We start from the raw sequence: 20,129 nt of genomic DNA on the forward strand, positions 1-20,129 counted from the left end.
CGTTAACGTACGCTTTTTTTGATGGCTTCTATGTAGGCGCGTTGCGCTTCTTCGCTAGAAAGCAGTAAGAAGTTCGGGGCCGACAAACCATAGAACTTATTGATGTCGCTCGCGCCGGAGGCTTCTTTCGCGAGCAAACTGCCAGAGCTCAACAAGTACTTGGCGTACAAATCAGGTGCTTCTTGCAGTAACTCGCGTGCCAGTTTTGTCTCTAACCCTTCGCCTTTCAATCGGTTGAGTTGCTCTGCAATGCTTTTGGCCACGATGGCGTAAAGCGATGCTGAAGAGGCAATGCCCTTCGCTGCCATGGCTTCTACAATCGCTGCGATATCCAATTGTAATGTGATGGTGGTAAACATCTGACCGAGCGCCAATTCATTGTCGACTTTGATGCGTTGATCGAGCAGTTCATCGCAATCCACTGGAAGTAGTTTTGCGCCGTGTTTTTGGGCAGCATGCTCTGTTGCAAAGTGGAAGCGCTCTGGCCAAATTCGCGCCGCGTCGTTGTCTTTCATCGCGAGCGTCATTTTGCCCTGTTGATCAAAAGCAACGATGGCGTTTTGCTGGTTGGACTCCAATGCAATGCCATAACGAAGCCACAAGGTGAGGTGCACTTGGCATAATAGGTCGACATAATCTTTGAACCACGCCAGCGTATCTTGTTGATAGTACTGCTCTGCCAAGTGTTCTAAGAACAAGCGGTCGTCAGGCATTGGGCTTGCCAGTGCTGCAACCGGAACTAACGCTTTGTCTTCGCAATGAGTAAGTGGGTACTCACGTACGATGTACGCGAAGGTTTTATCCTCGCCGACGTGTCCACCGTGTTTTTCGTTGCAATGGAACAAGCGACTGTTTAAGTCGGCGTCCGTTTGTTCAAGGTGGTTGAGTAGGCGTTCAAACCAGTGGCCGTCATACAGTGTTGAAGGCTTGATTAAGCGAATATTTTTTGTGCCTAGCGATCGCATGATCAGCGGAACCTTGATGTGAATGTGCGGTGCCTCGTTCACGACCACAGTACGAACGGAAAGCGTCGGCGTCACGTCTAGATACGTTAAAGGCGCTTCTATCATACCTTCGGGTAAGGCTTCTAAAGATCGCAGGGTGAGCGGATGTGCAGGGAACAGAACGTGGCTCAGTGCAAAATCAGCAGGAAGCCCCACTTGCTCCATTGTTGGCCAGCAATCAGGTTGTTCGCTGGTTAATGTCACCAGTGATTTTTCGATCGCAATCCAATGTAGAGCAAAGCTTTGTGCGAACTCGGGCGCGTACTTAGCAAGGTCTTCATCGCTCAGGCCAAACTTCGCCCGCGCAGTTGGATAGTACGGGTGGTCAAGGTAAGAAGCGATCTGATCGGCTAGCAGCAGTTTTTGATGCCAAGAACCAAGCTCGGATATTGGTTGAGAAATGTGGTCTGCGTGATGATGAAACGCTTGGTCACACAGCGCTTTGTGTTGCTCTGCACATTCCAGTTCTTGAAGGTATCCCGCCAGCAACTCGTGAGAGCTCTCGTGCGCCAGTGTCGTTAGTAGCGCAATCCACTCTTTGTAATGCTGTTGATGCTCGACTTGGCCATTTTTCTCCACCCACCAACCTGGTGGTGTTTCGTCATTGGCGTGACCGTAGCGCCAGTGCTGCATGTAATACGTTGGCGCAACAGGTAAATACAACGTGAAATCAGAGTTGGCAAATATCAGCCAGACTTGCTCGTCTTGAGGAACAATTACCCCTTTTGGCGCGTCTCTACTGAACTTGGCCTTCGACAAAATGCCAAACATGTCTTCGCGCAAGCAAGTGTCGATCAATCGTTGCGTTAGATACAAAGCGTTGTCATTCATGCTGCCACCTCACGAGTCGGAGCGAGATCGAAATTGCTAAGCGCGTTCTGCAGCGCTTGGTCGAGGTTTCGCCCTGATGGTGAGACAATCGAAATTCGGGCGAGATAATCCTTATTGGAATAACTCTGTTGGAAGTGTTCTCCAGCGGTTTTTAGTACCTGTTGCTGGGTGATGATATCGTCATCGTGTTGGATGAACGACGTCGAACCTCCGTCAATCACACCACTGTGTCCCGCAACTACGTAGTGCACGTGCGCTGACCCATGAATTTGGTAATCGCCGTCCAATCTTCGACCCAGATGCAGACCCAAAATCGTGCTAAACCAGCCGAAGTGAGCGAGATTGTTGAGCAAGAATTCGCGGCCATCTCCAATACTGCGGTAGTTAATTTCCACCAGAACCGGGCCATTTTCCGTAATGATAAATTCGCTGTGGCAAACTCCAAAACCAACGCCGAACGCTTTCAGTTGAGCCAAGCAAGCTTCTCGGTGAGCAATGCCGTTTGGTCCGTTCCAGTCTGCGGCGGTTTCGATGAAGTAAGGCGGCTCAGAGAGCGACACATCAAAACCGCCCACGGCGATAAGTTGGTTACCGTCTCCTAAAGTTTCGAGCGTAACCAACGGTCCTTGAAGAAACTGCTCCACCAGAATGGCGGCGTTTGGGTGCTTTTGCCAAAACGCCTCGGAGTAAGCATCGAGCTCGCTTTGGGAGTCACAGCGCTGTACATCTAAACTTGCCACGCCTTCTTTGGGTTTTGCTACGACAGGGAAGGCCATGCCTAATGCCACATTCGAATGGCGATGCAGCAAACAGCTTTGTGTGTTGGGTAAGGATTTTTCATTTAACACCTGTCGAGTTAAGTGTTTGTTTTTGGCCTTTAACGTGACAGACCAATCTTTGGATGGGAGGCCAAAAAATTGCGCGCAGATGGCGGTGGAAGTTTGTAAGTGATCACTATTGCTGAAAATAGCGTCTGGCTCTAATTCATGCTCCGTGATGGTTTCGATGAGTTCTAATGGGTTGAAGACATCACATTCTAGAATGGTATCCGGATTAAAGTGACTATCACGACTCGCCAGCTCTAAATGGCTTAGCTTGTGGTCGGTGATAAGAACGACGTGAAGGTCCATCGCTTTAGCTGCAGGCACAAAGCCGTGAGTGACTGCATCGTTAACGACATGACTTACGATAATCATCGTAGATTTCATGAGCTTTCCTAATTTTCTAACATTTTCTTCTAACGTTGATAAAGTCGCTCACGGTCGTCTTCCAATGTGCCTCTCTCGAGACGGAGGGCAGAAGTTTTAGTGTTTATTGTTATGATATTTGGTTTTTTTTGTTGTTAGTTGTGTTTTTAGGGTAAATAAATATAGAGCATAAAATTAATATTGCAAATAGAAATAATATTTGTTCTTATTTCCATCCGTTGGCTTTATAACAACTAAACGGAATTATGGAATGAATAAATTATTGACCCTGACCCCCTTGGCGGTCGCGATTGGTTCTTCATTAGTAGCACCAAGCGCAGTGGCTTCAGAAGAGACGAACTCAACCCCATCAGCAACTGAAACGATTCAAGTCTTCGGTCATCAGTACGAAGGTTATGCTGAACACATGCCTCAATCAGGCACCAAAACCGATGTGGAATGGCTTGATGTGCCACAAGCGGTATCCGTAGTAACGAAAACAGAAATGCAAGACCGAGGCGCGGTGCGCTTAGTGGATGCGCTAGATGGGGTAGCCGGGGTCAATAACACCTTGGGCGAAGGCAGCCGCGATCAGTTCATGATACGTGGTTTTGATTCACTCAACGATATGTACCGTGATGGCTTGCGAGATGACGGTACGTTGCAGTCTTACCGCAGCTTAGCGAATGTTGAACGCGTTGAAATTGTGAAAGGCCCTGCGGGCGCTTTGTATGGCCGTGGCTCGGCTGGGGGCATCATCAACTTGGTGACGAAACGCGCTAACGGTGAGAATTTTACTCACGTAAACGGCAGTGTAGGTAGCAACAACCAGTATGTCGGTCAGGTCGACAGCTCAATGGCGTTTACAGATAAGGTCAACGGGCGTATTAACTTGGAATACCGTCAAGCCGACTCGTACGTTGATCATGTTGATTCAAACGATTTCTTCATTGCACCGACCATTCGTGTGTTACCAGCGGAAGGTCACACCATTGATGTTGACGTGGAATACGCCCATCAAGAACTAGTGCCGTATCGTGGTGTGCCATCAAAAAATGGCAAGCCAGTTGATTTGCCAGTAAGCACTTACTTTGGCGGCACAAACGACTATCAGGAGTCAGACAGTCTCCGTATTGCGGTGGATTACGAATGGCGTCTGAATGATCAATGGGTATGGAACAACCGAGCGGCATTCAACCATATCGAACTTGAGCAAAAAGGCACGCGTCAGGGCAAAGTGACGGGTAATGAAGTGTCTCAAACCGTCAACAACTTTGGTTACGATCCACGTACTACGACCACTTTACAATCTGAGTTGGTTTGGGAAACCAGGGACAATCAATTGATGGTGGGTGCAGATTTCAACCAGATCGATATCGACCTAACGTTGGCAAGTGACAAAACGCTTCCTCCGCAAAATATCTACGACCCAGTCGTTGGTCCAACGCCTGATCCGGGCTTTAAGCCATTTCGTGACAATACCACCACCACGACAGGTTTGTATGTGCAAGACGTCTATACGTGGGGCGACCTTTCTTTGATCGGTAACGTGCGTTACGACTCGATGGAGCTCGAACAACAAAAAGCGGGCTCAGATAAGGAAAAATTGGATGATGACAAAGTCAGCTACCGTGCTGGTTTGGTATACCGCATCAATTCCGACACATCCGTATACGCCAGTTTAGCGCGCTCTTGGCAGTTACCGTACGCTGGTATCTACATCAATCCAAAATTGGCGGAATTCTTCCACACCGACTTAAAAGAGGTGGGTGCGAAAGCGTACCTTTTGGATAACGCATTAATGTTGAATGCGGCACTGTTCCAGATTGATCAAGAGCAACCACAAACTAACGTGGACGGCGATGTGATCGATAAAATTGAAGTGCGTCACCAAGGTATTGAATTAGAGGCTCGCGGTCAAATCACCAAACAGTGGGACATCTCTGTGGGTTACAGCTACTTGGACGCGGAAGACAAAGCCACAGGCAAAAAGCCGAACGATGTATCAGACCACTTGTTCTCTCTTTGGAGCACTTACCAATTGAATGACAACTGGCGTTTAGGCGGTGGTGTGAAGTACGTGGGCGACCGTTACGCAGGTAACGACGAAGCTGTCGCACTTGGCGATTACACAACGGTGGATTTGATGGCGGCGTACACCACTGGTCGTCATAAAATCCAAGCGAACGCTTACAACATTTTGGATGAGAAATACATTCTTGGCGCAACAAACGGCACGTCTGGCTTAAACCAGATTGGCTACGGCGCACCAGCCGAGTTTATGCTCAGCTACGGATATCAGTTCTAGGCTTTTTGTGCGTAGTTAGCGCCTGTTAGCCGATTTTTTCCTCATATTGAGGATGTTTAGCCCCGAGAGCCTACGGGATGTATTCTGCCCGAGGCTCAATTTCTCGCAAAGGAGATCTTAATGTCTTACCAGAATTTGGATGGTAAAGTGCGTGTACGTGCTGGTTTGTCTACCACTTACAGTGTGCTTGCGATTGCAATCGCTTCTGCCACATCCATGAGCGCGGTTGCCGCTCCTGCTAAAAAAGAACAAACTACCGCGATGGAAACCGTCGTTGTCACTGGTAGCGTGATTGGTAAATCTGAAATTGAAGACGTCAAAGAGTACCCAGGTGCTCGTACCGTCATTACCCGCGATCAAATCGAGAAAACCGCCGCAGGCTCGATTGATAACGCGCTACAGCGCGTGCCGGGTATTAAAGTTCAGGATGAAAGCGGAACGGGCGTATTGCCTAACATTTCCGTACGTGGTTTGAAAGCAAGCCGTAGTGGTCATGCTCAGTTCTTGATGGATGGTGTACCGCTAACACTTGCGCCATATGGTCACACTGGTCAGTCTATCTTCCCAGCAACACTGTCGATGCTTGATCGTATTGACATTGTACGCGGTGGTGCCGCAGTACAGTACGGCCCAAACAACGTCGGTGGTGTGATCAACTTAGTGACCAAACCGATTCCACACACGTGGCAAACTGAAATCAGTAACCGCCTTACCGTGTTTGATGGCGGTGATGCGCCGCTGAATGATTTTTACCTACGCACGGGCGGCTGGTTAAGCGACACATTTGCACTACAGTTGGAAGGTAACTTCCTAAAAGGTGAAAGCTTCCGTGAACATTCCGATACGGACGTGAAGAACTTCCAAGCCAAAGCACAGTGGCTACTGAGTGACACTCAAGAGATTCAAGCATTCCTGCAACGTTACGATGCTGAAACGCAAATGCCGGGCGCACTTTCGCCACAAGATTACGAGCAAGATCGTCACCAATCGAAACGTCCTTACGATGATTATGAAGGTAAGTCGACGCGCTGGAGTGTTAAGTACATCCACGATTTGCCATTTGCCGACAGTGCCGAGCTAGAAGTGCTAACGTTTGGCCATAAGTCAGAGCGTCTTTTCAAGTGGGGCTTTAACAGCGCGGGTGGCCATTGGGCGGATCCGGCTCTGCCAGCGACGGACGTTCGTACCTCTCCACGTGAATTTACCGTGTATGGTATAGAGCCAAAAATGGCGATGTACTTTGGCGAAGGTAAATCCGTTACTCAAAACTGGATCGTGGGTACCCGTTATGTTAATGAAGACATTGACTACAAACTCACTCAGACTCCAATCGCCGGTGGTGCAACCAGCGTTCCGCGTGATTGGCATCTAGATACGGACGCGTTTGCTGGATACGTTAGCAACGAAATTGGTTTGTTCAATGATACATTGAAGGTAACGCCTGGGTTGCGTGTTGAGTCGGTTCGAATGACGTTTACCGATCGTGGTAAAAAACAAACGGCAGACAACACCGTGACGGAATGGTTGCCAGGTTTGACGGTGGCATACAACTTAACTGACCAGTGGGTGACGTATGCGAACGCGCAAAAATCACTTCGTGCGCCACAAATTGCCTACATCCGAGGTTTGGGTGAAGAAGGTAGCGAACTGGCTTGGAACTACGAAGTCGGCGCGCGTTACACCCAAGATGCGACCAGCTTTAACGCTGCACTTTATCGCATCGACTTTGAAGATCAATTGCAATGGCAAAGCTCAACGCAGACCTTCGATAACATCGGAAAAACACTTCACCAAGGCATAGAGCTTTCTGCTCGTTACGTGCCTGAAGCACTACCTGCACTGAGTTTAGGCGCAAGCTACAACTATCTAGACGCTACGCTTGAAGAAGAAGGCGCGAATAAAGGTAATCAACTGCCTTACACCTCTAAGCATCAGCTTGGTTGGGATGCAACCTACGCATTTTACGGCATGGACACCACGCTATCGGGCTTCTACTTTAGTGATTCGTATACCGATAACGCCAACACCAGTGCCGAAGATGCAACTGGCGCAACGGGTAAAGTACCATCTTACATGGTGTGGAACTTCAACTTGGGGACGGATTTATACAAAGACGACAAAGGCAAGTTACGCATGAATGTTGCGGTGAACAACTTGTTTGACGAGGAGTATTACTTCCGCGGGATTGATACAAGCCCAGTTGGTCGGTACCCAGCTCCGGGACGCTCTTACACACTGGATCTGAACTATCAGTTTTAAGCGTTTCGTTCACCGAGTTTGAAAAGAAAAGTCGCCAATTTACCTTGGCGACTTTGCCGATCTTAGGTAATGGAAAACTCTTAGGACTGGAAAAAAGCAAGATGAAAAATAAAAAACAATTTACGATCAAACACTTTTCAACCGTTTTGCTGATGCTGTTGAGCTCAGCTTTGATGTCATTTAGCGCATTTTCTCAGGCGCGCAGCGTGCAAGATGAGCAAGGCACTTTTGAGCTAGAAGCGATACCTCAACGTATTGTGGTTTTAGAATTTTCGTTTGTCGATGCATTAGCGGCAGTCGATGTCTCACCTGTAGGCGTCGCCGATGACAACGATGCCACACGAGTCATTCCTGCTGTTCGTGCCAAGGTTGGTCCTTGGCAATCGGTCGGCATGCGCTCGCAACCGAGTTTAGAGGCGATTGCGGTGCTCAAGCCGGATTTGATCATTGCTGATGCAGAACGTCATCGCGCGATTTATCAAGATTTGCAGCGAATTGCGCCAACTTTGCTGTTAAAAAGCCGTGGTGAGACATATCAAGAAAATCTCGAATCCGCACACAAAATCGGCGTGGCAATTGGCAAACAAGCGAAAATGACACAACGAATTGAGCAGCACAAACAGACAATGGCGGAGTTCAAACAGCATTTTGCAACACAAGAAACCATTCAGTTTGGTGTGGTTTCTGACAAAGGGATGTGGTTGCATAGCCCGGTTTCTTACGCTGGGGGCGTTTTGAGTATGCTGGGCATCCAAAGCCCGCTGGCTCCATCTGAGCAAAAAGCGTATATCCCAACCAGTTTCGAACTTTTACTAAAAACCAACCCTGATTGGTTGTTAGTTGGACTTTACTCTCAACCAAATATTGTGGATGAGTGGCGCAAAAATCCATTGTTTAAGTTGCTAACTGCTGCGAAAAAACAGCAACTTGTTGAGGTTTCTCCTGAACTGTGGTCGTTAAATCGCGGCATGTTGGCTGCGGAAGAAATTGCCCGCAATCTTGAAGCGTTATTGGAGCGCTCATGAGTGCGGCGATAAGCTCGGAAAGCGCGTCTTCGGTTAGCAAATCGCATTGGAAAGCGAGCTTGTTTGTCTGTGCTATGGCGTTGTGTACGCTCTCAGGCTATGCAGCCTCAATGATTGGCTGGTCCAACTTTTCTTTGAGCGTTAATGATCTGACAAGCTATTGGTTTGCGTTTGATGAGGGCAATATGCTGCATCAAATCCTCGCGACGTTGCGTGCGCCTCGTGCCTATGCTGGGTTATTAATTGGCGCTTCGCTTGCGGTATCCGGAGTGCTGATGCAAGGATTAACTCGTAACCCTTTGGCGTCGCCATCCATTCTCGGCATTAATGCTGGTGCGGCTTGTTTTATGGCCTTGGCGTCCATCGGCGTACCATTCTTTAGTCAATTGAACCCAATCATCAACGCAATACTCGGCGCGCTACTAAGTGGTGGTGCGGTCATGTTGTTGGGCGGTTTTTTTTCCGCGCGTTCTCACCCATTGCGTTTAGTGCTAGCGGGCATTGCCATCAGTGCACTGCTGATAGGGTTAACTCGTGCGTCGGTAATTTTGGCGGATGACATGGCTTACAGCGTGTTGCATTGGTTAACGGGTTCACTCTCCGCGGTAGATTCTGAACAGTGGCAGCAACTGTGGCCTTTTGCGACTTTAGGTTTGGTGCTCGCCATGGGCTTAGCGCGAAACTTAAATTTACTCGCGTTGGGGGACGAAGTTGCTGTTGGGCTAGGTGGTAACATTCGTCTTACGCGATTTATCAGTGGTTTAGCGGTTGTGCTGTTGGCAGGAACTAGCGTAGCGATTGCTGGGCCAATTGGCTTTGTCGGGTTGTTAGTGCCGCACTTGGTACGCCCGATTGTTGGTCACAACTATCACATTCTCATTCCGGTTTCCGCCTTGTGTGGCGCGGCATTGGTGACGTGGTCAGATGCTTTATCACGAGCGATTGCTTTTCCGGCTGAAACGCCAGTGGGCGTGATTACCGCGCTGTTGGGCACACCTTGCTTTATCGCGATTGCAATGAGGAAATCATCATGATGAATCAAACCAAACTGTTTGCATTAGTTGGATTGTTGCTGATTGCGTCTTCTCTCACGCTGTTTGTTGGCGCGGCGAACATGTCGGCTCAACAGGTTTTTGCATTGCTGTTTTCTTTCTCTGACTCGGACTTTGTGATTCACCAATATCGATTACCGAGAATGTTGCTCGCCATTGGCGTGGGCGCTGGGTTGGGGCTGTCAGGCGTTTTAGTTCAAGGCGTCATCCGTAATCCACTTGCCTCACCAGATTTAATGGGGATAAGCGCCGGAGCAGGACTGGCCGCTACCGCTTGTTTGGTGCTGTATCCGAATGCGCCAGTGGCAATGTTGCCGATGGTCGCCATGGCGGGAGGCTTGCTTGCTGCTGGCTTTATTGCTGTGCTGGCTTACTGGTCGAAACCAACACCAGCACGTTTGGCGCTGATTGGTGTTGCTGTCAGCGCATTTTTAGCCAGCGGTATCGATTTTCTTCTGATTGTGCACCCTATCGAAATCAACACGGCGATGGTATGGCTAACCGGCAGTTTGTGGGGACGAAATTGGCAACAAGTGCCGTTTATTTGGAGTGCTCTATTGCTGCTACTACCATTGGCGTTTTGGCTGGCTTGGCGGCTAGATGTTATGGGACTGGGAGAAGAAAGCGCCACTACACTTGGCACGAAACCAAGACAGATCCAAATTCTTGCGTTGATTGCTGCCGTGCTATTGGCGAGTATCAGTGTGTCTGTGGCAGGCACGATCAGCTTTGTTGGCCTGCTTGCGCCGCATCTTGCGCGTTTGCTGTTTGGCCACAACCACAAGTTGTTGATTCCAGCCGCTGCAACCCTTGGCGCTTTGTTGGTGATTTGCGCCGATGGTTTAGCGAGAGGCTTACAGCCACCAATTGAGCTACCAGCGGGAGTGCTAACATCTGTTATTGGCGCACCATATTTCATTTTTCTTTTGTATCGTTATAGAGGTTGGTAAGCATGTTACGAACGCAGAACTTATCCGTCGCGTACGGCAAACAGACCATCATTCCAGATCTCTCTTTGTCGATTCCTCAAGGTAAAATTACCGCGCTTGTTGGCCCAAATGGTTGCGGTAAATCGACACTATTAAAAACCTTGGTACGCATCAATAAACCCGCTTCTGGCCAAGTATTGTATGACGACAAACCTCTAAGCAACTACGGTGATAAACGCTTGGCGCGTTCGTTGTCTTTGCTGCCGCAGATTCTTGTCAGTCCTGAAGGTATTACAGTCAGAAAACTGGTCGAATATGGCCGCTCGCCTTATCTCTCTCATTGGGGCCGGTTAAGTCAACAAGACAAGACCTTAGTCGAGCAAGCAATGCAAGATACTGGCGTGATTGAGTTTGCTGACAAGCCAGTTGAATCGCTGTCTGGCGGTCAAAGGCAAAGGGCGTGGATTGCGATGGTAATGGCGCAAGATACCGACGTAGTGATGCTTGATGAGCCAACCACTTACTTGGATCTCTCTCACCAAGTTGAGCTGATGAAACTCATGAGGCAGATGAACGACAAAGGCAAAACAGTGGTCGTAGTGCTGCACGATCTAAACCAAGCGTGCCGTTACTGCGATCATTTGGTGGTGTTGGAAAAAGGTCAGTTAGTCACGCAGGGAACACCGCAAGAGGTACTGACAGAAGGTATGTTGGCATCGGTGTTTGATTTACAAGCGAGAGTATTTAACGACCCAATCTCAGGCACGCCGATGTGTGTGGCGGTGTAGGTTTACGTCTTTCGAAAGCTATCTGCAATAAAAACGTCGATCCATAAAAACAAACCCCGCTAGTAACAAAGTCGCTAGCGGGGTTTGTTGTTTTTAAGAGCGTCCTTAATGTGGCGTTTAAGCCAGTTTAAACGTTGCCACTTTCGAGTTGAGATCCTCAGCTTGCGATTTCAGCTCAGCAGATTGATTCATCGATTCTTCGGCACCAACTACCAAGTGATCGGTCACATCTTTAATGGACGTGACGTTTTGCGTGATTTCATTGGTTACGTGCGTTTGCTCTTCGGCGGCTGTCGCAATTTGCGTTGCCATATCGCTGATCAGCGCAACGGCCGCGTTGATTTCATCCAGAGCCAGTGCTGCGCGATCTGCATCTTCCACCGAACCTTGCGCGAGCTGAGAGCTTGTATCCATGATGGTCACGGCGCGTTGTGTGGTTTGCTGCAAAGTCTCGATCGTCGAGCGAATCTCTTCGGTTGAGGTGTGTGTGCGTTGTGATAGCACGCGAACCTCGTCTGCAACAACGGCAAAACCGCGACCTTGTTCACCTGCACGCGCCGCTTCAATCGCCGCATTCAGAGCCAGTAAGTTGGTTTGTTCTGCGATGTCTCGAATCGTTGATAGTACGGTTGAGATGTCTTGCGCGTGCTGGTTGAGCTCGCCGATGACAACGCTCGCTTGGTTGACTTCAGAAGACAAATTGTTGATGGATGACTTGGAGTTGATCACTAACTCATGACCATTTTGTGTGCTCGCTGAAGAGTCTTGAGCGGCTTTAGCCGTCTGCTCTGCATGTGCTGCAATCTCTTGCGTTGCCGATGCCATTTCAGTCACAGCGGTCGCCACCATCGTGATTTCTTGTTGCTGATGGTTCAGATCGGAAACCGATTGATTCGCGCGATTCGTGCTCAGCTCCGATTGTTGGCTCAGTTCTTCCGCTTGGTGACGAATGTGACCAATAAGTTGCTGCAAACTTTCAACGAACTGGTTGAAGTTTTCAGCCAGCTCACCAACTTCGTCACGGTTTTCTACTTTGATGCGTTGAGTTAGGTCGCCGCTACCGTTTGCGATTTGTGCAAGCGCATTCGAAACGTTGTAGAGCGGACGGAACAAGATGTTACATAGCAGATTAAACAAAGCTACGCAGATAACGACGACGATGGTGGTTGCGATGATCTGATCCCAAACAGCATCGTAGAGTGGGGCAACCAACGAGTTTTGATCTAACACCGTCACTGTTGTGAGCTTGGTACCCTCTATGTGGCGCGCGTAAATCACATATTCGGTGCCGTTAATAGAGACGCGACGCTCTGTACCTGAACGTGCGGCAGACGTAATGTCGTTGTTGTTGAGGCCTAGCTTGCTAACCGGTTGATTCAGCAGTTTACCGTTGTTATGAGTGAAAATATTGCCCTGTTCATTGGCAATAAACATATAACCTTCACCCGGTAGGATCACTTGGTTCAGGCTGTTCAGGATATCACCGATCTCTACGTCAGCACCCAGAACGACGGTTTGACCATGCAATTGCAGGGCTTTACCGAGCGACACGACGTTAGCCCCCGTGGCTGCTGCGACGGTTGGGTTATCCATAAAGACTTTCGATGGGTTGGCGATTGCATTGGTATACCAACCCCACTTACGAGGATCGTTATTACCTGGTGGCAAAACCACCCCATTAGCGTTGTCTTGTGACCCGTCCGGGTAAGCGAGGAAAACGTTATCGAACGCGCCAGAGTCTCGGACTTGTTTCAAATGCGTAACCAGAGAACGTTTCTCTGAATCAGAAGAGAGTGACGTTAGTGCGCGCTCTTTAGAGAGTAGCCAGTCCTTTACGTATTGATTGTAAGATGCGCTAGTGCTTTCTAGTCGCTGTGCGACTTCGACATCGAGCCTATTTAATGAATCTCGAAAAGACAGCCCCTCTACCAGCACTCCCCCTAGAATGATGGCGGCACTGGCAGAGATTGCCAGTTTGTTTTTTAATGATAGATTTTTGAACATAAAGCGAATAATAGATCTTTGAATAATAGTTGTTGTGTTTTTATTCTCATCAGTGCTCTCAGCGCTGTTGAATATGCAGCAGAAAGTCAGATTCGAATCTGTTCAATAATTATATTTTATTGCTCAAAATAAATACTGACTCCATGTCGCGAATTTGAGTTTTACATCAAATAAGCAAAAGGATTTGGGACGATATTATTTATGTATTTGTAAAGTAAGGATTTGTCGATTTTTGTAAATGAGAATTCATTTCAATAAATGGTGATCTTTATCACATTTGCGTATTTGATAATCCATTAAAAATGTGAAGGTTATAGCACCGGATATATATTGATTAGCTTAATCATTGTTATGGGCAATCGTTATGCGCAGTATATTGTTAGTCCCCGCGTTATTAGTGTCAGGGTGTGCTCTGATACAACAGTCGACGCCGATTCAACCTGACGCCAACTGGCACGTGGACCAGTTATCGAACGGTATGAAATACCATCTTTATCCAACAGAAGACCAAGAAGTCTCGGTCCGTTTGGTGGTGAATATCGGCTCATTCCAAGAAACATCTTCTCAAAAGGGTTACGCTCACTTTGTTGAGCATATGGCGTTTAATGGTAGTGAACATTTTACCGGTAACGACGTTGTCAAACTTTTCGAGCAATCTGGTGGTAGCTTTGGCGCTGATATCAACGCTTTTACCAGTTATCAGCAAACGTCTTACCAGCTTGACCTTGCGAATAATACGAAGCTAGAAGATGCCCTGAAGTGGATGAGAGATATCGGTAACGGACTTGAGTTTGCTCCTGAGCAAGTAGAGAAAGAAAAAGGGGTGATTCTTGGGGAATGGCGACGTGCTAATCCGGATGATAAGTCCTTTTCTATGCATGCTTACCAAGCCTCGATTGAAGGCACTATGTATGGTGAGCATGACCCAATTGGTACTCGCGAAGCGATTCAAAACGCTTCCTCGAGTAAGTTAAAGGCGTTTTACGACAAATGGTACCAGCCACAAAATGCCGAGTTGATTGTGACTGGTAATATCGACGTAGATTCACTGTCCAAGATTATCAAAAGCAAGTTCTCGAACTGGGAAAGTACCTCGGATACGGTAATAGAGAAGCGCCGTGATATTCGAGTGAACAACGAAAACAGAATCTTGCCAAGTAACACGATGGAATCACCCAGTCTTCATTTAGTGATTGAGCGTGGTCTAAGTGGCGGCACGACGATTGAGCAACAACATGAAGTGTGGCGTGATGAAGTCGCAACACAACTCATTCAACAGCGTTTGATCCGTGTACTCAGTGATGCCGCTGAACCTTTTCAATACGCTTATGCAGAGCCCTATTACTCTAACTATCAGCGTATGATGTCGGCAGGGATTTCGTTTGCACCAGATCGCCGCGAACAAATGCACCAGACTTTCATTCGTACCTTGGCGTCGTTGAGAGATTATGGTGCGACTCAATCCGAGTTAGATAGCGTTATGTCAAATTGGCAAGGTGAACTTGCAAATATTGATTCAGATTGGAGTCAGCGTAAGCCAAACAGTTACGCAGAAGCACGTGTTTTTCAAATTGGACAAGACAGTGTCAGCCAATCAAAAGAGAATTATGCCCAGAGTTTGGCAGAATTCATCAACAACGAGAATTTAGAGAGCATTAACACACAATTGGCGGCTTTGTTATCTCAGCAGCCAAGCTTTTTTATTGGTTTGGGGAAAAGCGAAACGTCAGAACAGTTCAATGGTGTATTTGCCGCTCTAAACAGTGCCTATCTTCAAACTGGCGAAAAACCGTTAGAGATGTATGACAAAGTGGATGGATTCTTAAAGCCTACCCAGGAAGGCAGCATCACGAGCATGCGTCAGGAAGCGGGTGGTTTTCAAGTCTATACGCTATCAAACGGTGTCGAAGTGTGGTTCCAAAAAGATACTAAAGCGGGTGGTCGAGCGTATATTTACTATGCGAGCCAAGGTGGTAAAGCCGCTGTTGATCCGACGTTGTATGCCGCTTATGAAATCGCAGCAACAACGGCAATACGCAGTGGGTTAGGGGCATTTTCTGGTTCAGAGCTAGATAGCTACTTACGCAAAAACAACATTGCGCTTGGCGCGATGCTTGATGCGACCAGTCACGGAGCACAAATTACGGCGCCAAATACGCACCTAACTGATGCTTTGAATGGACTATACAACCTAGCGACGGAGATTAAAGTCGACGAGCGCCAGATGGCAGCAGCGAAGCAAGAGTTTAAACAGCAGAGCGGCGCTTTTTTTGAATCACCGATGGGAAAACTGATTCAAAAAGCAAACGGCAATTCTTATTTGCCGGGTAGTCGTCATCGTATAGTGTCCAGTGATGATGTTGAACAAGTGACTTCCGAGCAGATACTAGCGGTGCATGAGCAACTTTTCAAAACCAATGATGGTTTTAAGATGGTTATTGTTGCAAACGTAGAGCCGGAAGAAATTACACCACTTTTGCGTAAATATGTGGCCTCTATCGAAATGAAACCGAGTCGTTCGATTGATTATCACGTTGCGTTTAACCCGGAAGTGCCGGAACGAACTGTGGTTTCGGATGGGCATGAACCTTCATCGTTGTATGTAATGCGTTTGACTAATACGAGCGATTACCAACGTACGGCAAGAGACACGGTTATCGAAGATATTTTGCAACGTATTAGTAATGCACGTGTTTTGGATATTGTGCGAGAAGAGTCTAGCCTTGATTACAGCCCGAGCATTTACACCATGACACAAGATCGCGAACCCATCTCTGATTGGCTCTTGGAGTCTCAAGTCGAGCCCGAAGACGTGGCTCTTTTAGAGAGTAAACTGGGCAAAGTGTTTGATGATTTAGCGTCAAATATTACCCAAGAAGAAGTGGATACGGCCGCGAAAAAACTGGCAGTCGCGATGCAAGGATTGGATGATAACCCAGCACAGAGATCATGGGCATATACTCGTTATTTGGTGCATGATTACGGCGTCGATGTGTTACTTGACGTTGAGAAAGTGGCTAAAAGTGTGACGTTAGATGAAGTGAAAGCGCATGCAAAATCAGCTTTTGGTCCACAAGCAAAACGCTCGGTGATGGTTTTAAATCCGGCCGAATAATCACGTAGTTTCTGACGAAAATCGTGGCAATAGTAATAAAAAGACGGCGTGAAAGCCGTCTTTTTAAGCACTTTAATCAAAGCTTTTATGCTGATTTACGCGAAAGTCGCTTTTCATTGTTGGTGTTGTTTTCTTTTGTGATCGCACTGTCTTGAGCCTTACCCTTTAACGTTACCACTTCCTTTTCAGGTAATTCGGCTGCTTCACCAAAGAATTTGCCACCAGGTTCAATGCTGAGGTTATTGCTCCAGATCCTACCGCTTACGCGTCCCTTGGCAAGCACTTGAATGTGTTCTGCGTGACAGTTTCCGTCCATCATGCCGTTAATGATCAGCTGTTTAGCGTAAATTTCACCGTTTACTCGCCCGCTTTCTGCGACAACGAGAGTGCCTTCCACGTTAATTTGACCATCGACGATGCCATCAATCTGGACATCGTTTTCTACTTTGAGTTCTCCGCTAAGAGAACAGCCTTTGGCGATGAGAGTTGAAGCTGCTGAGCTACTCGTTGTTCCACTGTTTTGATTAAAGATTCCCATCGTATTCTTCGCTCCTTAGTAAAAATGTCTTCGAAATCATTAAGGCTCCAATCGACAAATGGTTTCGGATTCAGTGCTCGCCCAACAAATCGCACCTCGTAATGCAGGTGAGGGCCAGAAGAGAGCCCACTGTTGCCGGAAATTGCAATCAGCTGCCCTTTTTTGACGAACTGACCACTTTTTACTTTGAACGCTTTCAAGTGCGAATAAGAACTCGAAAAACCGAAAGAATGTTGTAGCCTGAGGAAGTTACCAGAGCCTTTATTACTGCGGCGGGTGACTTCCACTACCCCATCGGCAGGGGCATAAATTTTGGTGCCGATATTTACGGCAAAATCGAGCCCACGATGCATCTTGGCAACTTTTGTCACCGGATGGATACGCTTACCGAATCCGGAAGATAGTCGTACGTTGCCGACTGGAGAGCCACTTGGTATTTGGTTTAATAACACCATGCGAACGTTTGAGGTTATCGCTGCTGCATCGAGCCTAGCATCCAAGTTATTTGTCGAGGTATGTTCTCCAACCCCAAGCACTTTCTCTAATTCACCCAAACGTTCCGAAACAAGTTGTACCCGTTCTTCCCGTTCTGAAAGGTCATTTTCTAGCTCTGATTTAAGTGTTTTCAGTGTGCTGAGCTCTTCACCCATGGTGCGTGAATGCTCTGTCAATTCAGCTTGTTTTAACGCTGCATTATCAACGCGAGTGTACAAGTGATGAATTAAGATTACGGTCGCGGCCAGAGCAACAACAAAAAAAACGAAAAACGTTTTTATGTTGCGTTGCATCCTTTTACTGAAGTACCAATGTCTTGAGCCATTGATAGTTGATATAGAGATCGTCAACTGGTCTTTCATCGTCTTCTATTGCTCGTATTTGGTATACGTCTCGTCACTGAGTTAGTAGGAATGTAAGGAAAACGAGTAGGGACCGCCAGAGGCAAATTGGAAAGAAGTGTCAGGTCGTGAGGCGTTTTCAGATATTAGATAAAAGACTCAATAAAGATTTAATATTCTGCTGATTTTGGTCGTAATTACTCCAAATCGCTTCATTTAACTGAATATTATGATTTTTAAGGCGGTTATCCGAGAAATTGGATTGTGAATATTGCCAATAGCATCCGCACGCAATTCAACTTACTTCACGGTTTGCCTTATAAATGTTGGATAATTTATCAAACCGACATTCATTACATCGATAACTTGTTTATGATAGCGGTTGATATAAAGCACTATTCATTGGCTTTAAACCTAAGCGTTACATTTCGTTTAGGAACACATAACTATGACAACGGAGTTGGTCGTGAAAAAACTACTATTGGCTACAGCAGTGGTCGCAGCAGCAGGGGGCGCTGGCTACCTGTACCAAAACAATACTACCGCGAGTGATGCAGGCTCACTGTTAACGCAAGTTCCTGCAGATTCACTTATGGTGACGTATCAGACAGAACCTTTTAACCATTATAAATACATGAACGCATTCGGTACGGCGAATCAAGGCTCGATTGCAGAACTTTTTGCCGATGAACCACTGTCTCCACAACAGCAGTTTGCAGTTAACTTATTCGATGGATACCTAGAGAGTGCTGCGTCGCCAGAAACATTAAAAGCTTATTTGGGCACCGGGGAAAACATTAATCCTGTGTTGTACACAATTGGTATGGTACCGGTGTACAAAGTGGATATTGAAGACCCTGCCGCGTTATGGAAAACACTGGATCATGAAGAGCAGATGAGCGGCGCTAAGCATGAGTTGGTTAAGCTTGGTGAAGTCGAGTATCGTCGTTACGAGATGACTGATTCAATTGACCCGCAGGACGGTATTGGCTTGGTTGTAGCCGTGGTTGATAACGTGCTTACGTTAACGGTTGATGTTCCGCAACTGGGCGTTCAAAACCCGATTAAAATGGCATTAGGGCTTGAAGCACCAAGTCAAAATATTGCTGAGAGTGGACGTCTTGAGGCGTTGCAAGCCAAATACGGTGAAAACAACAACTCTTTTGGTTACTTTGATCATCGCGAAGTGATTAAAGGTTTGACGACGAAAGATGGCAATATGTTTGCTCGTCAAATTAGCACGTTGGATGCAATAGATCCTGAACCAACTATTGAGGAAATGCGTTCACCAGCCTGCCATACTGAGCTTACTCAAGTTGCAGAAAACTGGCCTCAGTCCGTCGCGTTTGCAGAATACAAGATGAAAGGCGATCAGGCGTTCATTAAAGGTTCTTTTGTTGTTGAGTCCAACAATAAAGTGATTCTAGATGCGCTCAAGTCGATTCGTGGTGTATTGGCTGAGTCTAAAAGTGATAAGAGTTTCTTTAGTATGGCGCTTGGTTTAGACATTAATACGCTAGCGCCATCGATTGGTCAGATTTGGGCTGACTTGACCCAGCCTCAATACCAATGCTCTTTATTGACACAAATGCAGCAAGAGATGGGCGGCCAGAATCCAGCAGCCGCTGTAAGCATGGGGTCAGGCATGGTTAACGGCCTCAAAGGCTTAAGCCTACAAATGTTTGATATCAAAGTAGATACTAATGCTCAGCATGGTGAAGTATTTAGCCAGCTAGATGGTATGTTGTCTCTTTCTGCCAATGATCCAATGATGCTTATTCAAACTGCGCAAATGTTCGTTCCTGAACTTGCTCAATTGCAAATTCAACCGGATAACCAACCTGTTAATGTCAGTGACCTATTAGAAATGCATACTGGCATGAAGGTGGACGTGTTTGCTCGTCTAAACGAAAACCATTTCACCCTTTACAGTGGTGATAGTGCTGCGGAAGCAAGCAAAGAAGTGATGGCGCAATCACTTTCTCCAAATGGCTTGTTCAGCTTTGATTTTGATTCAGAGCGTATTTTGGAAGTGTTGGAGAGTGCGTCGTCAATCACAGGGGAGCCGGTTCCGGATGATGTTGTCAAAAGCTTGCAAGGCGAGCTTGTTGGTGGTATGACGATGGACGTGACAGACCAAGGTATTGGTTTTGAGTTTGATTACCGTGGTGCAACTAAACCTGTAACGGTTGCACTGCAGTAACACATTGAGTAGAAAAAGGCGGCTTGAAGCCGCCTTTTGTTATTATGTAC

Annotated in this window: 13 protein-coding genes; 8 read left to right on the forward strand and 5 right to left on the reverse strand. The window is 47.2% G+C overall.

The annotated features are described in order from the left end of the window. Window positions 1–2: 2 nt before the first annotated feature. On the reverse strand, window positions 3–1,835 hold the full coding sequence (locus tag R7P35_RS00425; RefSeq protein WP_213904655.1) for an IucA/IucC family protein: 1,833 nt from the start codon (window positions 1,833–1,835) through the stop codon (window positions 3–5). After that, a complete protein-coding gene (locus R7P35_RS00430) occupies window positions 1,832–3,043 on the reverse strand; it encodes an acetyl-CoA carboxylase biotin carboxylase subunit family protein (protein WP_213904654.1) in 1,212 nt (403 codons plus the stop codon). Before R7P35_RS00430 ends, R7P35_RS00425 begins: the two co-directional genes overlap by 4 nt. Window positions 3,044–3,293: 250 nt before the next feature. On the opposite strand from R7P35_RS00430, the gene R7P35_RS00435 reads away from it, so the two are divergent. The 6 genes from R7P35_RS00435 to fecE all read left to right on the forward strand — a co-directional run bounded on the left by R7P35_RS00435 (window position 3,294) and on the right by fecE (window position 11,383). Further along, on the forward strand, window positions 3,294–5,330 hold the full coding sequence (locus R7P35_RS00435; RefSeq protein WP_053303932.1) for a TonB-dependent receptor: 2,037 nt from the start codon (window positions 3,294–3,296) through the stop codon (window positions 5,328–5,330). A 120-nt stretch (window positions 5,331–5,450) separates the two neighbouring features. Next, entirely contained in the window at window positions 5,451–7,589 is a 2,139-nt protein-coding gene (pvuA, locus tag R7P35_RS00440) for a TonB-dependent siderophore vibrioferrin receptor PvuA (protein ID WP_053303931.1), read from the forward strand. A gap of 101 nt (window positions 7,590–7,690) precedes the next feature. Beyond that, window positions 7,691–8,614 carry a Fe(3+) dicitrate ABC transporter substrate-binding protein FecB gene (locus R7P35_RS00445; protein WP_025768676.1) on the forward strand — a complete coding sequence of 308 codons (924 nt, stop codon included), beginning with the start codon at window positions 7,691–7,693 and terminating at the stop codon, window positions 8,612–8,614. Between the two features lie 74 nt (window positions 8,615–8,688). Next, a complete protein-coding gene (locus R7P35_RS00450; protein WP_373920918.1) occupies window positions 8,689–9,648 on the forward strand; it encodes a FecCD family ABC transporter permease in 960 nt (319 codons plus the stop codon). Continuing rightward, window positions 9,645–10,616 (forward strand): FecCD family ABC transporter permease, encoded by a 972-nt coding sequence (locus R7P35_RS00455; protein ID WP_005383459.1) that lies wholly within the window; start codon window positions 9,645–9,647, stop codon window positions 10,614–10,616. Before R7P35_RS00450 ends, R7P35_RS00455 begins: the two co-directional genes overlap by 4 nt. Before the next feature lie 2 nt (window positions 10,617–10,618). Further along, complete coding sequence (fecE, locus tag R7P35_RS00460) at window positions 10,619–11,383, forward strand: Fe(3+) dicitrate ABC transporter ATP-binding protein FecE (RefSeq protein ID WP_005383457.1); 765 nt, start codon at window positions 10,619–10,621, stop codon at window positions 11,381–11,383. A 117-nt stretch (window positions 11,384–11,500) separates the two neighbouring features. On the opposite strand, the gene R7P35_RS00465 is transcribed toward fecE, so the two are convergent. After that, window positions 11,501–13,387 carry a methyl-accepting chemotaxis protein gene (locus R7P35_RS00465; protein ID WP_025768674.1) on the reverse strand — a complete coding sequence of 629 codons (1,887 nt, stop codon included), beginning with the start codon at window positions 13,385–13,387 and terminating at the stop codon, window positions 11,501–11,503. Between the two features lie 364 nt (window positions 13,388–13,751). On the opposite strand from R7P35_RS00465, the gene R7P35_RS00470 reads away from it, so the two are divergent. Continuing rightward, a complete protein-coding gene (locus tag R7P35_RS00470) occupies window positions 13,752–16,502 on the forward strand; it encodes a M16 family metallopeptidase (protein WP_025768673.1) in 2,751 nt (916 codons plus the stop codon). An 85-nt stretch (window positions 16,503–16,587) separates the two neighbouring features. Here the strand turns inward: R7P35_RS00470 and R7P35_RS00475 are convergent, their stop codons facing one another. Together R7P35_RS00475 and R7P35_RS00480 are read right to left on the reverse strand one after the other, a co-directional pair. After that, window positions 16,588–17,040 (reverse strand): bactofilin family protein, encoded by a 453-nt coding sequence (locus R7P35_RS00475; RefSeq protein WP_080276973.1) that lies wholly within the window; start codon window positions 17,038–17,040, stop codon window positions 16,588–16,590. Further along, the gene (locus R7P35_RS00480) at window positions 16,944–17,897 is read right to left on the reverse strand and encodes a M23 family metallopeptidase (protein ID WP_005374721.1); all 954 of its coding nucleotides are present in this window, start codon (window positions 17,895–17,897) and stop codon (window positions 16,944–16,946) included. The genes R7P35_RS00475 and R7P35_RS00480 overlap by 97 nt, the downstream gene beginning before the upstream one ends. 427 nt (window positions 17,898–18,324) lie before the next feature. On the opposite strand from R7P35_RS00480, the gene R7P35_RS00485 reads away from it, so the two are divergent. Then, complete coding sequence (locus R7P35_RS00485; protein ID WP_080276972.1) at window positions 18,325–20,079, forward strand: hypothetical protein; 1,755 nt, start codon at window positions 18,325–18,327, stop codon at window positions 20,077–20,079. The last annotated feature ends 50 nt before the right edge of the window (window positions 20,080–20,129 follow it).

The organism is Vibrio sp. Vb0304, assembly GCF_033338995.1.
GTDB classification, from domain to species: domain Bacteria; phylum Pseudomonadota; class Gammaproteobacteria; order Enterobacterales; family Vibrionaceae; genus Vibrio; species Vibrio alginolyticus.

Coding starts and splice junctions, on each gene's coding strand:
- R7P35_RS00425 (WP_213904655.1), bottom strand. CDS start 1,835: ATGAATGACAACGCTTTGTATCTAACGCAACGATTGATCGACACTTGC.
- R7P35_RS00430 (WP_213904654.1), bottom strand. CDS start 3,043: ATGAAATCTACGATGATTATCGTAAGTCATGTCGTTAACGATGCAGTC.
- R7P35_RS00435 (WP_053303932.1), top strand. CDS start 3,294: ATGAATAAATTATTGACCCTGACCCCCTTGGCGGTCGCGATTGGTTCT.
- pvuA (WP_053303931.1), top strand. CDS start 5,451: ATGTCTTACCAGAATTTGGATGGTAAAGTGCGTGTACGTGCTGGTTTG.
- R7P35_RS00445 (WP_025768676.1), top strand. CDS start 7,691: ATGAAAAATAAAAAACAATTTACGATCAAACACTTTTCAACCGTTTTG.
- R7P35_RS00450 (WP_373920918.1), top strand. CDS start 8,689: ATGGCGTTGTGTACGCTCTCAGGCTATGCAGCCTCAATGATTGGCTGG.
- R7P35_RS00455 (WP_005383459.1), top strand. CDS start 9,645: ATGATGAATCAAACCAAACTGTTTGCATTAGTTGGATTGTTGCTGATT.
- fecE (WP_005383457.1), top strand. CDS start 10,619: ATGTTACGAACGCAGAACTTATCCGTCGCGTACGGCAAACAGACCATC.
- R7P35_RS00465 (WP_025768674.1), bottom strand. CDS start 13,387: ATGTTCAAAAATCTATCATTAAAAAACAAACTGGCAATCTCTGCCAGT.
- R7P35_RS00470 (WP_025768673.1), top strand. CDS start 13,752: ATGCGCAGTATATTGTTAGTCCCCGCGTTATTAGTGTCAGGGTGTGCT.
- R7P35_RS00475 (WP_080276973.1), bottom strand. CDS start 17,040: ATGGGAATCTTTAATCAAAACAGTGGAACAACGAGTAGCTCAGCAGCT.
- R7P35_RS00480 (WP_005374721.1), bottom strand. CDS start 17,897: ATGAAAGACCAGTTGACGATCTCTATATCAACTATCAATGGCTCAAGA.
- R7P35_RS00485 (WP_080276972.1), top strand. CDS start 18,325: ATGACAACGGAGTTGGTCGTGAAAAAACTACTATTGGCTACAGCAGTG.